The organism is Billgrantia kenyensis, assembly GCF_013697085.1.
GTDB classification, from domain to species: Bacteria; Pseudomonadota; Gammaproteobacteria; order Pseudomonadales; family Halomonadaceae; genus Halomonas; species Halomonas kenyensis.
Genome location: NZ_JACEFT010000009.1, coordinates 127,556 through 141,038, shown reverse-complemented (window position 1 = coordinate 141,038; position 13,483 = coordinate 127,556). Strand labels below are relative to the sequence as shown.

Below are 13,483 nucleotides of genomic sequence, written 5' to 3'. Positions count from 1 at the left end.
CGGACGTCGCCCCTTGCCGCTGCCGCTTGTCATGATGCTGGCTTACTTGCGCTTACGCCAGCGCCCGTTCCAGCAGCCGGGCCACATGGATCGCCTCGCGCCCGCTGCCGTCACGGATCTGGTGGCGGCAGCTGGTGCCGTCGGCCACCAGCACGTCGCCCTCCTCGGCCGCACGGATCGCCGGCAACAACGATAGCTCCGCCATCTTTAGCGACGCCTGGTAGTGTTCTGCCTCGTAGCCGAAGCTGCCCGCCATGCCGCAGCAGGAGGACTCGATGGTGGTCACCGTAAGCTCGGGGATCCAGCCCAGCACCTGCTCGACCGGTCGCAGGGCGTCGAAGGCCTTCTGATGGCAGTGGCCATGCAGCAGGGCGCGCCCTGGCAACGGCTTGAGCTCGAGGGACAGCTCACCGGCCTCACTGGCTCTGACCAGGAACTCCTCGAAGAGGAAGGCCGCCTCGGAGAGCGCCCGAGCCTCGTCGCCGAAACCGTACTGCAGGAACTCGTCGCGCAGGGAGAGGAGGCAGGAGGGCTCGAGGCCGACGATGGCCACACCGCGCTTCACGAAGGGCATCAGCGCGTCCAGTGAGCGCTTCGCCTCGGCCCTGGCCTTGTCGAACTGCCCCGAGGAGAGGTAGGTTCGCCCGCAGCAGAGCGGCCGCTCCCCCGGCTTGACGTTGAGGTGGACCCGGTAGCCGGCCGCCTCCAGTACCCGCTTGGCGGCCCGCGCATTGTCACTCTCCAGGTAGTTGTTGAAGGTATCGACGAAGAGCACCACCTCCCCCGTGGCCCCGGCCGAGACCCGGGACGACGTTGCGCGCGACTCCCCGAGGAAGTCGCCGGTGAAGGCCGGGAGGCGGCGCTCGGGGGCCAGGCCCAGCGCCTTCTTGAGGGGTCTGGCCAGGAGGTCGAAGCGCTCCACTGCCCGCAGCAGCCCCGAGACCCGCTTCGCCCAGGGCGCATAGCGCGGCATCTCGCCGACCAAGCGGTCACGCAGGGCGAGACCCTTGACCCTGGCCCGGGCGGCGCGGGCCTCGATCTTGAACTTGGCCATGTCCACCCCGGTGGGGCAGTCGCGCTTGCACCCCTTACAGGAGACGCAAAGGTCCAGCGCCTCCTTGACCTCGTCACCGGCCAGGCCCGCCTCACCCAGCTGGCCCGAGAGCACCAGACGCAGGGTATTGGCCCGCCCCCGGGTGAGGTGCTGCTCATCCTTGGTGATGCGGTAGCTGGGACACATGGTGCCGGCATCGAACTTGCGGCAGTGGCCATTGTTGTTGCACATCTCCACCGCCATGGCCAGGCCGTGGGTGGCGTCACCGGCGCTGCCGGGCTCGCCCTGCTCGCCGGTGAGCGGGTCGCGAGTGACATTCCAGGAGGACCAGTCGAATAACGGCGTAAGCGGGATGCGCTGATAGCGGGTGGGGAAACGGAAATAGCGCTGGTCGTCCATCTTGGGCGTGTCGACGATCTTGCCCGGGTTGAGCAGATAGCTCGGATCGAAGGCGCTCTTGAGCGCTCGAAAGGCGTCATTGAGGGTCTCACCGAACTGCCATGCCACCCACTCGCCGCGACACAGGCCATCCCCGTGCTCGCCGGAGTAGGCCCCCTTGTATTCGCGCACCAGCGCCGAGGCCTCCTCGGCGATCTCGCGCATCTTGCGGGCACCATCGCGGCGCATGTCGAGGATCGGCCTCACATGCAGGGTGCCGACGCTGGCGTGGGCGTACCAGGTGCCCTCGGTGCCGTGGCGATGAAACACCTCGGTGAGCCTGTCGGTGTATTCCGCCAGGTGTTCCAGGGGCACCGCGCAGTCCTCGATGAACGAGACCGGCTTGCCGTCCCCTTTCATGCTCATCATGATGTTGAGTCCCGCCTTACGCACGTTCCACAGCGCCTTCTGCTCGGCGGCCTCGGGCATTTCCACCACGTGTTCGGGCAGGCCCAGGTCGGCCATCAGCTCGGTGAGGCGCTTGAGCGAGGCAAGCTGGGCCTCGTGCTCCTCGCCGGCGAACTCTACCAGCAGCACCGCCTGGGGCTGGCCGATCAACGCCTTCTCGATCACCGGACGGAACGCCGGATTCTCCAGCGACAGGTCGATCATGGTGCGATCGACCAGCTCCACCGCGGTGGGATCGAGGGTCACGATGTGCTGGGTGAAGTCCATCGCCTGATAGAAAGTGGGGAAGTTCACCACCCCCAGTACCTTGTGCTCCGGCAGCGGCGAAAGCTGGAGCGTGATGCGCCGGCTCACCCCCAGGGTGCCCTCGGAGCCCACCAGCAGGTGGGCGAGATTGGCGCGCCCCTGCGGATCGTAAGGCTTGGGGTTCTGGCAGTCGAAGAGGTCCAGGTTGTAGCCACCGACCCGGCGCAGCACCTTGGGGAAGTGCTCGCGGACCTCCGGGGCCACGTTGCCAGCAATGGCCTTGACCCGCTCCGCCAGCGCCCGCACGGGACCGCTCTCCGGCAGCTCGTCGAGAAAGCCGAAGTGGCCCTCACTGCCGTCGGCCAGCCAGGCGTCGACGCCCAGCACGTTGTGCACCATGTTGCCGTAGCGGATCGAGCGCGAGCCACAGGAGTTGTTGCCGGTCATGCCACCAATCGTGCACTGGGCGCTGGTGGAGACGTCCACCGGATACCACAGCCCGTGGGGCTTGAGCCAGGCGTTGAGGTGGTCGAGCACGATGCCGGGCTCCACCACCACGGTGCGCGCTTCGGCGTCGAAGTCCACCACCTGGTTGAGCCAACGGGTGGTGTCGATCACCAGCGCCTCCCCCACCGTCTGGCCGCACTGGCTGGTGCCGGCCCCGCGCGCCAGGATCGCCACCCGGGCGTCACGAGCCGCTTCCAGCGCTGCTGTCAGGTCCTGCTGGTGGCGGGGGATCACCACCCCCACCGGCATCACCTGGTAGATCGATGCATCGGTCGAATAGCGACCGCGCGAGGCGCGGTCGAACAGCACCTCGCCCTCCATCTCCCGGGACAGCCGGGCTGCCAGCTCGGTCTCTGGCTTGACCCGTGCATCCGCGGCAGCGGTCTTGCCCGTCAGTGACGTCATCTTGTTTTCCTCTATGCAGCCTATCGGGAGCTCACCGGGCATCGAGCGGATGCTGGGCAAAGTACTCCAACCCCGCAGTTACTCCGCTGCCGGCCAGCGGCACCCCGGAAAGCTGCATCCCGGCCTCGCAGCCGCCAAGGGTGGCAATCAGGGTGAGGTCGTTGCAGTCGCCCAGGTGGCCGATGCGGAACATCTTGCCCTTGGCCTTGCCGAGCCCCATGCCCAGCGAAAGGTCGAAGCGCTCGTAGATGATCTTGCGTACGGCGTCGGCATCGATCCCGTCGGGCATCACCACCCCGGTCAGCACCGGTGAGTAGACGTCTGGATCCAGGCACTGCACATCAAGGCCCCAGGCCGCGACCGCGGTGCGTACCCCGGCGGCCCAGCGCTGGTGGCGGGCAAAGACGTGGTCCAGCCCCTCCTCGAGCAGCATGTCCAGCGCCTCGTTGAGGCCGTAGAGCAGGTTGGTGCTGGGGGTATAGGGCCAGTAGCCGTTCCGGTTGGCCTCGAGGATCTCGTCCCAGGCCCAGAAGCTCTTGGGCATGCGGTTGTGACGGCTCGCCTCGATGGCCTTCTCGGAGAGGGCATTGAAGCTGATACCCGGCGGTAGCATGAGGCCCTTCTGGGACCCCGAGATGGTAACGTCGACGCCCCACTCATCGTGACGATAATCGGCACTGGCGAGGCCCGAGATGGTATCCACCAGCAGCAGCGCCGGGTGGCCGGCGGCATCCATGGCGCGGCGCACCGCAGCGATGTCGCTGGTGACCCCGGTGGAAGTCTCGTTATGGACCACGCAGACCGCCTGGATCTCGTGGGCGCCATCCTCGCGCAGCCGCGCTTCGATCATGTCGGCCTGGACACCCCGGCGCCAGCCCTCATAGCCCGGCAGGCCGATGAACTCGGGCTCGAGCTGCAGACGGCGAGCCATCTTGTGCCACAGGGTGGCGAAGTGGCCGGTCTCGAACATCAGCACCCTGTCGCCCGGCGAGAGGGTGTTGGAGAGCGCCGCCTCCCAGGCACCGGTGCCGGAGGCGGGATAGATCACCACCGGCCCCTCGGTCTTGAACACCTTCTTGAGCTTGCCAAGCAGCTCGAGGCCCAGCGCACCGAACTCCGGCCCGCGGTGATCGATGGTGGGCAGGCTCATGGCACGCAGGATGCGATCCGGCACCGGCGACGGCCCGGGAATCTGCAGGAAATGGCGGCCGGAGGGGTGGTAATCGAGCTTCAGCATGGGTCTCTTCCTCGTGTTCGTTGTTGTTTTGATCTTTGTCCAATCACGTGCCGGCCTCGGGCCGGGCGCTACTTGATGCAGCCGGCCTCGCGCAGCGTGCCGAGCTCCTCGGCACTGAGCCCAAGGCCGCCCAATACTTCGTCGGTATGCTGGCCGAATAGCGGCGCCGGGGCGCGAATCCGCGAAGGCGTGGCAGAGAACTTGCTGGGGAAACCGATGGTCTTCATGCGCCCCATCACCGGATGCTCCATCTCTTGCACCATCTCCCGGGCCAAGTAGTGTTCGTCGGCCATGGCCTGGGCGAAGTCGTTGATCGGCCCGGCCGGCACCCCTGCCCGGTCGCAGCGCACGAGCCAGTCGTCCACGTCGCGCTCGGCCATGATCGACTCCAGCAGGGCCTCGAGCGCCTCGACGTGCTGGCCGCGGTCGAAGTTGGTACGAAAGCGCGAATCCTCCATCAGCGCGGGGCGCTCGAGCACGTCGCCGCAGAAGCGCTCCCAGGTGCGCTGGTTGGCACAGCCCAGCATCAGGTAGCCGTCGCGGGCCTTGATCGCCTGGTAGGGGGCCGAAACGCGGTGGCGCCAGCCGGTGGGCTCGGGCACCTTGCCCTCGGAGAAGTAGGCGGCCGCCTCCCAGGTGAACCAGGGCAGACCGCACTCGGTGATGGCGATATCGATGTGCTGGCCCTCGCCTGTATTCATCTTGTGGATGTAGGCGGCCAGGATGGAGTACACGGCGGTGATGCCCCCGCCGATGTCGTAGACGGCAATGCCGGTCTTGAGGGGGCGCCGCCCCGGCTCGCCGGTCATCGACATCAGCCCGGACATGCCTTGGGCCACCAGGTCGAAGCCGCCGCGATGGCTGTAGGGGCCGGTCTGGCCGTAGCCGGAGATCGAGCAGTAGATGATGCCGGGATTGATCGCCTTGACGGTGTCATAGTCGATCTTGAGCGAGGTGGTCACCCCGGGCCGGTAGTTCTCGACGATGACGTCCGCCTCCCGGGCCAGCCGATAGAAGACCTCCCGGGCCCGCTCCTCCTTGAGGTTGAGCGAGATGCTCTTCTTGTTGCGATTGATCTGCGCGAAACAGGTCGATTCGTCGTTGACGTAGGGCCCCATCTGGCGGCTATCGTCGCCACCGTTGATCTTCTCGACCTTGATCACCTCGGCTCCCATGTCACCCAGCACCATGGTGCAGTAGGGACCGGCCATAATCTGCGAGATATCCAGGACTTTGAGCTTTTCCAGGGGAAGCATGGCTTCACCTCACTTGTGTGGTTCAGGTGGCTGCCGCGACAGCGTCAACGGCCGCTCCACTCGAAGGGTGTCTTGTGCAGGAACTTGTTCACTGCCGCCTTGAAGTCGTCGCTCATGTAGCAGGTGGTGACCCAGTCGTCGCTGGCGTCCCGTGCCAGGCGACGGTGGGCCAGCACCCTTCCCACCAGTGCCTTGCTGGCCTGCAGGGTGAGCGGCGCCCTCCGGCCCAGCTGCTCGGCCACGGCGGCCACTTCCGCATAGATGGTCTTGGGCTCGATTACCCCGTTGAGCAGTCCCGCCCCACTCGCCTGCTCGGCATCGAACAGGGTGCCGAGCATCAGCGCCTCCTTGGTGCGCGCCACCCCCAGCATGTCGATCATCCGGGCGACGTTACTGATCGAGAGGGTGTTGCCCAGGGTGCGGGCGATCGGCACGCCGAACTTCAGGCTCGGGGTGGCGTAGCGGAAATCGCAGACCAGCGCCAGCGCCGCCCCTCCACCCACACAGGCCCCTTCCAGCAGGGCAATGGTGGGCTTGGGCAACGCTTCCAGCTTGCCGACCACCGCATCAATGCGCTGCTCGTAGCCGACGGCGTCCCCCGGCGTCCGAAAACTCTCGAACTGGCCGATGTCGGTGCCGGCCACGAAGGCCTCGCCGCCAACCCCGTGCAGCACCACGGCGTGGACCGCGTCGTCCTCGCGGATGTGATCGCAGTGCGCCGAGAGGGCGTCGTACATCTCCCAGGTCATGGCATTGCGACTCTCGGGGCGGTTGAAGCCGAGCCAGGCCACACCGTCACGCACTTCATAAAGCAGGGTGTTCACACTCATCACGACCCTCCAACATGCCTGTCGGCTTCGGATACCTGAATAATGAATTCATATTTTTTGACCATGACTTATCCTATCCAATGGCAGGGCCGGCAGAGGTTGGCTCCGCCGGCCCCTCCGCTAGCGGTAGAAGAACTCCACCAGGGCCATGGGGATGGCGGGAATGTAGGTCACCAACAGCAGAACGAAGAGCAGGACGGTGATGAAGCCGATATTCGAGCGAGTCACCGACCACACATCCGCCTTGGCAATCGAGCAGGACGTGATGAGCACGCTCGCCACGGGGGGTGTCTGCTGGCCGATGGCCAGGTTGAGACAGACCACCAGGCCGAAGTGGACCGGATCGATCCCCGCCGCGCCGACCAGCGGCATGACGATGGGCACTACCAGGATGATTGCCGCCGCCGAGTGCAGGAAGAGCCCAATCAGCAGGAAGAAGACGTTCAGCATCATCAGGATGACATACTTGTTGTCGGTCAGACTGAGCACCGCCTGAGCCAGCTGCTGGGGCATGCGCATCTCGGTGAGAAACACCCCGATCAGCGCCGAGGCCGCCACCAGCAGCATCACCACCGCGGTCTGCTGGCCGCCGTCGATGATCGCCTTGTAGAGGGTGCGCAAGTCCAACTCGCGGTAGATCAGGGCGCTGATGAAGATTGCCGCCGCTACCGCCAGGCCGGCCCCTTCGGTGGCGGTCACGAAGCCGCCGAAGATCGAGCCAAGGATGATGATCGGCAGGGTCAGTGCCCAACCGGCCTCCCGGGCAGTCTGCCTGACCCGCTTGAACTGAAACACCTCTTCTACCGGCCAGTTGTACTTACGGGCATAGTAGTAGCTCAGTGCCATGAGCCCTGCGGCACCCAGCAGCCCTGGAACGATACCGGCGACGAAGAGCTGGACGATGGAGGCGCCCGACATCACCCCGTAGAGGATCATCGGGATGGAGGGAGGAATGATGATTGCAAGCGACGCCGACGAGGAGGTCACCGCCGCGGCGAAGGAGCTGGGGTAGCCGCGCTTCTTCATGGCCGGTATCAGCACCGAGCCGGTGGCGGCCACGTCGGCCACGGCGGAGCCCGAGATCTCGGCGAAGAACAGCGACACACCGATGTTGATCATCGCCAGCCCGCCACGAATGAAGCCGAAAAGCGCCGAGGCGAAGGCGATCAGGCGCTTGGAGATGCCGCCGGTATTCATGATCGCACCGGCCAGCACGAACATCGGAATGGCCAGCAAGGGGAAGCTGCTTGCCCCCTCGAACATGGTGAGCCCGATGTTGGGCAGCATGTCCATACCCTGGTAGACCACGATGGCCACCGTGGCGACGATTGCCAGTGCCACCGCGATAGGCAAGCCCATCAGGATCAAACCCAGCAGGCCCACTATCATGAAGGGGAGTGTCATGACGGCGTCCTCTTGGTCAATTCATCGGCGGTAAAACCGGCCTTGGCGTTGTCACGCTCGGCCTCGGCGATGGCGTGGGCGATCTCCTCTTCCTCCTGAGTGACCCCGGAACGCACCTTGGCCAGATGAGCAGGCATGCTGAGCAGTTGGGCGATGATGAACAACGCCGCTCCAATAGGGATGACCGACTGGGTAAAGGTAAGCGGAACCCAGCGCAGGGTAATCAGCGACATCCCCTGCATCACCTCGATTACCACCAGCCCGGCCCAGCACAGCACGGCGAAGAAGCCGATGAACAGCGCCTCGGTGAGGTAGGCAATCGGCATGCGAATATGCACCGGCATGGCAGCCAGTACCCCGTCGACACCGATATGGCCGCGCTTGAGCGCTGCCAGGGCTCCGGCGTAGTAGGTTAGCCAGACCAGCATGATGGCGGCGACCTCGTCATACCAGGAAGGGGTGCGCCAGGCATAGCGGGTCACCACCGCGTAGAGCACCACCAGCGTGAGCGAGACCATCAGCACGACCGTGACGATCTCGAGCAGACGCTCCATGATGCGGGAAAGTTGATTCACGATACCCATGGCTATCGACTCGTTCAGGTTTGGGGCAGGTCCCCCGCGCCGGTGAGTGGCGCGGGGAGGGGCAGGCCACGCGAATAGGCGGGGCGGATCAGGAGTCGTTGCCGAGCGCCAATACCCTGTCGATCAACGCCTGGGAACCGGGCACTTCACTGGAGAAGGCTTCGTAGATCGGGCCGGAGGCCTCGATGAAGACCGAGGTATCGACCTCGTTCACCTCGGTGTTCGCCTGACGAATCACGTCGATGAGATCCTGGTCGAGCTGGGCGGCGTGCTCGTAGACAAATGCCTGGGTCTCTCTGGCCGCCTCGATGATGATTTCCTGGATCTCGTCCGGGAGGTTGTTGAAGCGGCGTCCAGCGGTGAGATAGGCCGGGGTATAGACGTGCCCGGTGAGGGAGAGGTAGTTCTGTACTTCCTGGAAGCGTTGTCCGGCGATCTGAGCCAGCGGATTCTCCTGGCCATCCATGACACCGGTCTGCAGGGCCATGAACACTTCGGAAAGCGACATCGGAGAGGGCTCGGCGCCGTACTCCTCGAACATCCGTACCCGCCATACGCCTTGTGGCACTCGCAGCTTGATGCCACGCAGGTCTTCGGGCGTGTTGATCGCACGCCGGTTGTTGGTGATGTGACGGAAGCCGTTCTCCCACACTGCAAGAATGCGGTAGCCGTTCTGCTCGGCCAGCGGCGCCAGCTCCGGCCAGAAGACCTCCTCCTCGACCCGCTTCATGTGCTCACGATCCTGAATCAGGTAGGGCAGCTCGAAGAGGCCGAATTCGTCCGCTACCGAGGACATGATGGTGGAGGGCAGCGCCAGGTCGACGGTACCAAGCCGCATGCGCTGGAGCAGCTCGGAGTCGGTGCCCAGCTGGCTGGAGCCGAACACCACCACCTCGTAGGGCTCGGGCAGTCGCTCGTTGACCAATTCGGCGAAATAATTGGCGGAATCGCTGAACAGTGAGTCGGGGCCACCGACGTGGCCGAAGGTGATCTCGCGGGCCTGGAGCGGGGCCGAGACGAGGGCGACAGCGGCGGCGACCGCCGTGAGACGTAGCAGATGCATGGCGCGTTTCCTCTTGTTGTAGTGATGGCGCTGAAGCTGGCCAGCCGACACGACGAAGTGGAAGGCGACAGTGTCGGCGAGGCGACGCAAATTGAATTCTTTATACGTTATGCGTCTTGAATGAAGCTAGTCCCCTCTCTTGCGCGGTGTCAAGTGTCTTGAAGCGGTGCCACCGACTCGGCTCACGCCGGCTCGAGCCCCCAGGCGAGGCCGGCCGCCTCGATACCGGCGATGGCAGCCTGCTGATCCTCGGCCGAAGAGGCGCCGCTGACACCCACGGCACCGATGACGCACTGGTCGGCATCGAGGATCAGTACACCACCAGCCACGGGGATAGAGCGCCCCCCGGAAGCAACCGCCACGCTAGCCAGGAAGGCCGGTCGTTCGATGTTGCGCTCGCCAATCACCCCGCTCGCCGCACCGTTGCCCAAGGCGGCATAGGCCTTGCCGCTGGCAACGGCAAAGCGCAGCGGCGAACAGCCATCGGCACGCTCAGCAGCCACCAGGTTGCCACCACCATCCAGCACCGTGACCGTCAAGGGCTCCAGGCCTTCGCGCTCGGCCAACGCAAGGGCACCATCTATGATCCCCCGCGCCGCCTGCCTCTCTAGCAGCACCTTGCTGCGAAATACCTTGCCTGCCATCGGACGCCTCCTCTTGTGCTCATACCCGTCCTTGTCGAACGGAAATCAGTGTCACGTTGCCACGAATAGAATTTTGCATTCATAATAACTTTGCACACCCTTTCCGTTCCCGCCACTATCCAATACATTCGGAACGGTCAGGGAGTCAGCGCCCGAACAGCAACGTGGCAAAACCGCCAGGAACGTTCCGGGCCACTATCGCAGGGAGGAGAAGAGGATGAGCAAGATTCAGCACCGCAATCTCTACGGAGAAGTGGCCGACCGGGTACGCAACATGATCGAACGAGGCGAGCTCGCCTCAGGTGAGCGGATACCCGAGCGGGAGCTTTGCGATACCTTTGGCGTCTCCCGCACCCCGCTACGCGAAGCGCTGAAGGTGCTGGCTTCGGAAGGTCTGGTGGAGTTGCTCCCCAATCGGGGGGCTCGGGTCAAGCAGCTGACCTACAAGATGGTCAAGGATACCTATGACTTGATGGGAGCCCTGGAGGGTCTCTCGGGGGAGCTCGCCTGCCAGCGCATCAGTGATGAGGGAATCGACGCTATCTGCGCCCTGCATGATGAGATGCTGAGCTTTTATCGTGAGCGTAAGGCCATGGAGTATTTCCGCGTCAACCAGCAGATTCACGAAAGCCTGCTCAACGCCTCGGGCAACGACGTGCTGCTCGAGATGTACAATAATCTGAGCCAGCGAGTGAAGCGCGTGCGCTATTCGAAGGAGATGAGCGAAGATTACTGGCGCCGCGCAGTAGAGGACCACGAAGAGATGATCGTGGCCCTCAAGCAGCGTGACAGCAAGCGGCTCGGACAGATCCTGCGCGACCACCTGTGCAACAAGCTCGAGGTGGCGTCACTGACCGACGTCATTGATGTCGAGCAAAAGCGCAGTGCGGCCGCGTCCTGATTCGACCCTGTTGCAGGCAGGCAACACGCCCCGTATTCCCTTACTTCCATTCGCCCAACCGCATGGCCGAGCGCTCCAGGCGCTGCTCCTCGGCCTCGATCTCGCGCAGTTGGGCCTCGATTCCGCCGAGGTGGTCGAGCGCTGCACGCTTCGCTGCCTGAGCCCTGCCCTCCATCACCGCCCGGTAGAGCCGGGCATGTTGGCGGTTGATCATCTGCCGCGGGGCCTCACGATGATAAAGGTTGTTCACCGAGGCATACACCGAGCTCAGCAGCAGGTCGGTGAGCGACTGCAAGGTATGCACCAGCACAGGGTTGTGGGAAGCCTGGCAGATTGCCAGATGAAAGGCGTGGTCCATGTGCGCCAGACGCTCCACATCGATCTCCTGACCTGACTCGATGTACGCCGTCATGGTCTCGTAGCAGCGCTGGATCAGCACCCTATCCGCCGGGGTAGCCCGCTCGGCTGCAAGCCTGGCCGACTCGCCCTCGAGCAACGAGCGGACCTCGAGCAGGTCGAAGAGGGTGCGCGGATGGTCGCGAAACAGGTGCATCAGCGGGCTGTCGTCGCGGCCCGCCACCAGCGGCGCCACCTCCGAGCCCCGGCCTTGACGGGTCACGATGATGCCTTTGCTGCGCAGCACTCGCAGCCCCTCCCGCAGAGAGGTTCGCGACACGCCAAGGCGATCGCACAGGCGACGCTCCGAGGGCAACAGCTGCCCTGGCCGGAACACGCCCTCGAGGATCAGCCGCTCGAGGCGTGCCGCCACGGCATCAGGCGTGCGCGTAGGCAGCAACTGTTCACTATCCTGAAGCATGGACTTCTCCGCACGAATGGGCTTGAGGCCTGGGATCAGATGCGCCATTGTGTACCATGAAAATTATTTCCATGATAGCCGAGAACAACTGGTCATACCAGTAGACCACAGACTGGACAGGTTGCCCTGCAAGGCTCACATTGTCGCCATCACAAAGGACAACCCGCCGCCAAGACTCGCAATTGAGGGCTTGCATGAACATCCTCTACGACGAACGACTCGATGGTCCGGCGCCGAAGCTGGACAGGGCTGCCATTCGCGACAGCCTGGCCGAGGCCATACCGGACATGCTGCTACTGCATCGCGAAGAGGACATGCGTCCCTTCGAGTGCGACGGCCTCTCCGTCTACCGCACCCTGCCGCTGCTGGTGGCGCTGCCCGACTCGCTGGACCAGATCCAGCGCCTGCTCCAGACGTGCCATCGCCTCGGCGTGCCGGTGGTGACCCGCGGCGCCGGCACGGGGCTCTCCGCCGGCGCCCTGCCCCTGGAGCACGGCGTACTGCTGGTCATGTCACGCTTCTCGCGCATTCTCGAGATCGACCCCGAGGCGCGTATCGCCCGAGTCGAGCCCGGGGTGCGCAACCTGGCGATCTCCGAAGCCGCCTCGCCCTACGGGCTCTATTACGCCCCGGATCCCTCTTCCCAGATCGCCTGCTCCATCGGCGGCAACGTGGCCGAGAACGCCGGTGGCGTGCACTGTCTGAAGTACGGGCTGACCGTACACAACGTGATCAAGGTAGAGATCCTCACCATCGAGGGCGAGCGCATGACCCTGGGCAGCGATGCCCTGGACGCCCCCGGCTTCGACCTGCTGGCGCTGTTCAACGGCTCCGAGGGCATGCTCGGCGTGGTCACCGAGATCACCGTCAAGCTGCTGCCCAAGCCTGAGGTGGCAAAGGTGCTGATGGCCAGCTTCGATGACGTCGAAAAGGCCGGCAACGCCGTGGGCGCCATCATCGAGGCCGGCATCATCCCCGGCGGACTGGAGATGATGGACAAGCTGGCCATCATCGCCGCCGAGGACTTCATCGGCGCCGGCTACCCGGTAGATGCCGAGGCGATCCTGCTGTGCGAGCTCGACGGCGTCGAGGCGGACGTCGACGACGACTGTGAAACCGTGCGCCGCGTGCTGGAGAAGGCCGGTGCCACCGGTATCAAGCAGGCCCGCGACGACGCCGAGCGCGCCAGGTTCTGGGCCGGGCGCAAGAATGCCTTTCCCGCAGTGGGCCGCATGTCGCCCGACTACTACTGCATGGATGGCACCATCCCGCGCCGCGAGCTGGCAGGGGTGCTCAAGGGAATCAGCGACCTCTCCGAGCGCTACGGCCTGAAGGTGGCCAACGTATTCCACGCCGGCGATGGCAACATGCACCCGCTGATCCTGTTCGATGCCAACCGCGAGGGCGAGCTGGCCGTGGCCGAGGCGCTGGGCGGCGAGATCCTCGAGCTGTGCGTCAGGGTCGGGGGCACCATCACCGGCGAGCACGGCGTCGGCCGCGAGAAGATCAACCAGATGTGCGCCCAGTTTCGACCCGACGAGCTGGCCACCTTCCGCGCCGCCAAGGCCGCCTTCGACCCCAACGACCTGCTCAACCCGGGCAAGAACATTCCCACCCCGGCGCGCTGCTCGGAGTTCCGCACTATCAAGAGTGCCGCCGACAGTGCCCCGGCCGCACCGCAGGGCTGAC

General features: G+C 64.8%; 11 protein-coding genes. 2 read left to right on the top strand and 9 right to left on the bottom strand.

What is annotated here, in order from left to right:
• Window positions 1–52 precede the first annotated feature (52 nt).
• From H1D44_RS09480 to H1D44_RS09445, 8 genes are all read right to left on the bottom strand, one after another.
• The gene (locus tag H1D44_RS09480) at window positions 53–3,058 is read right to left on the bottom strand and encodes an FAD-binding and (Fe-S)-binding domain-containing protein (RefSeq protein WP_181514610.1); all 3,006 of its coding nucleotides are present in this window, start codon (window positions 3,056–3,058) and stop codon (window positions 53–55) included.
• A 31-nt stretch (window positions 3,059–3,089) separates the two neighbouring features.
• A complete protein-coding gene (locus H1D44_RS09475; protein ID WP_181514609.1) occupies window positions 3,090–4,295 on the bottom strand; it encodes a pyridoxal-phosphate-dependent aminotransferase family protein in 1,206 nt (401 codons plus the stop codon).
• A 68-nt stretch (window positions 4,296–4,363) separates the two neighbouring features.
• On the bottom strand, window positions 4,364–5,551 hold the full coding sequence (locus tag H1D44_RS09470) for a CaiB/BaiF CoA transferase family protein (protein WP_181514608.1): 1,188 nt from the start codon (window positions 5,549–5,551) through the stop codon (window positions 4,364–4,366).
• Window positions 5,552–5,595: 44 nt separating this feature from the next.
• Complete coding sequence (locus H1D44_RS09465; protein ID WP_181514607.1) at window positions 5,596–6,381, bottom strand: enoyl-CoA hydratase/isomerase family protein; 786 nt, start codon at window positions 6,379–6,381, stop codon at window positions 5,596–5,598.
• A gap of 120 nt (window positions 6,382–6,501) precedes the next feature.
• On the bottom strand, window positions 6,502–7,785 hold the full coding sequence (locus H1D44_RS09460) for a TRAP transporter large permease (protein WP_181514606.1): 1,284 nt from the start codon (window positions 7,783–7,785) through the stop codon (window positions 6,502–6,504).
• Window positions 7,782–8,369 carry a TRAP transporter small permease gene (locus H1D44_RS09455; RefSeq protein WP_181514605.1) on the bottom strand — a complete coding sequence of 196 codons (588 nt, stop codon included), beginning with the start codon at window positions 8,367–8,369 and terminating at the stop codon, window positions 7,782–7,784. The genes H1D44_RS09460 and H1D44_RS09455 overlap by 4 nt, the downstream gene beginning before the upstream one ends.
• A gap of 88 nt (window positions 8,370–8,457) precedes the next feature.
• Complete coding sequence (locus H1D44_RS09450; protein ID WP_181514604.1) at window positions 8,458–9,432, bottom strand: TRAP transporter substrate-binding protein; 975 nt, start codon at window positions 9,430–9,432, stop codon at window positions 8,458–8,460.
• Window positions 9,433–9,614: 182 nt separating this feature from the next.
• Window positions 9,615–10,076 (bottom strand): GlcG/HbpS family heme-binding protein, encoded by a 462-nt coding sequence (locus tag H1D44_RS09445; protein WP_181514603.1) that lies wholly within the window; start codon window positions 10,074–10,076, stop codon window positions 9,615–9,617.
• 217 nt (window positions 10,077–10,293) lie between these two features.
• Between H1D44_RS09445 and H1D44_RS09440 the strand changes: the two genes are divergently transcribed.
• Window positions 10,294–10,977, top strand: coding sequence for a GntR family transcriptional regulator (locus tag H1D44_RS09440; protein ID WP_181514602.1), 684 nt, complete (start codon window positions 10,294–10,296; stop codon window positions 10,975–10,977).
• Window positions 10,978–11,017: 40 nt separating this feature from the next.
• Here the strand turns inward: H1D44_RS09440 and glcC are convergent, their stop codons facing one another.
• Window positions 11,018–11,794 (bottom strand): transcriptional regulator GlcC, encoded by a 777-nt coding sequence (glcC, locus tag H1D44_RS09435; RefSeq protein ID WP_181514601.1) that lies wholly within the window; start codon window positions 11,792–11,794, stop codon window positions 11,018–11,020.
• A 194-nt stretch (window positions 11,795–11,988) separates the two neighbouring features.
• Between glcC and glcD the strand changes: the two genes are divergently transcribed.
• Entirely contained in the window at window positions 11,989–13,482 is a 1,494-nt protein-coding gene (gene glcD, locus H1D44_RS09430; protein ID WP_181514600.1) for a glycolate oxidase subunit GlcD, read from the top strand.
• The last annotated feature ends 1 nt before the right edge of the window (window position 13,483 follow it).

Excerpts from the sequence above, each read along its gene's own strand:
- H1D44_RS09480 (WP_181514610.1), bottom strand. The coding sequence starts at position 3,058 with ATGACGTCACTGACGGGCAAGACCGCTGCCGCGGATGCACGGGTCAAG.
- H1D44_RS09475 (WP_181514609.1), bottom strand. The coding sequence starts at position 4,295 with ATGCTGAAGCTCGATTACCACCCCTCCGGCCGCCATTTCCTGCAGATT.
- H1D44_RS09470 (WP_181514608.1), bottom strand. The coding sequence starts at position 5,551 with ATGCTTCCCCTGGAAAAGCTCAAAGTCCTGGATATCTCGCAGATTATG.
- H1D44_RS09465 (WP_181514607.1), bottom strand. The coding sequence starts at position 6,381 with ATGAGTGTGAACACCCTGCTTTATGAAGTGCGTGACGGTGTGGCCTGG.
- H1D44_RS09460 (WP_181514606.1), bottom strand. The coding sequence starts at position 7,785 with ATGACACTCCCCTTCATGATAGTGGGCCTGCTGGGTTTGATCCTGATG.
- H1D44_RS09455 (WP_181514605.1), bottom strand. The coding sequence starts at position 8,369 with ATGGGTATCGTGAATCAACTTTCCCGCATCATGGAGCGTCTGCTCGAG.
- H1D44_RS09450 (WP_181514604.1), bottom strand. The coding sequence starts at position 9,432 with ATGCATCTGCTACGTCTCACGGCGGTCGCCGCCGCTGTCGCCCTCGTC.
- H1D44_RS09445 (WP_181514603.1), bottom strand. The coding sequence starts at position 10,076 with ATGGCAGGCAAGGTATTTCGCAGCAAGGTGCTGCTAGAGAGGCAGGCG.
- H1D44_RS09440 (WP_181514602.1), top strand. The coding sequence starts at position 10,294 with ATGAGCAAGATTCAGCACCGCAATCTCTACGGAGAAGTGGCCGACCGG.
- glcC (WP_181514601.1), bottom strand. The coding sequence starts at position 11,794 with ATGCTTCAGGATAGTGAACAGTTGCTGCCTACGCGCACGCCTGATGCC.
- glcD (WP_181514600.1), top strand. The coding sequence starts at position 11,989 with ATGAACATCCTCTACGACGAACGACTCGATGGTCCGGCGCCGAAGCTG.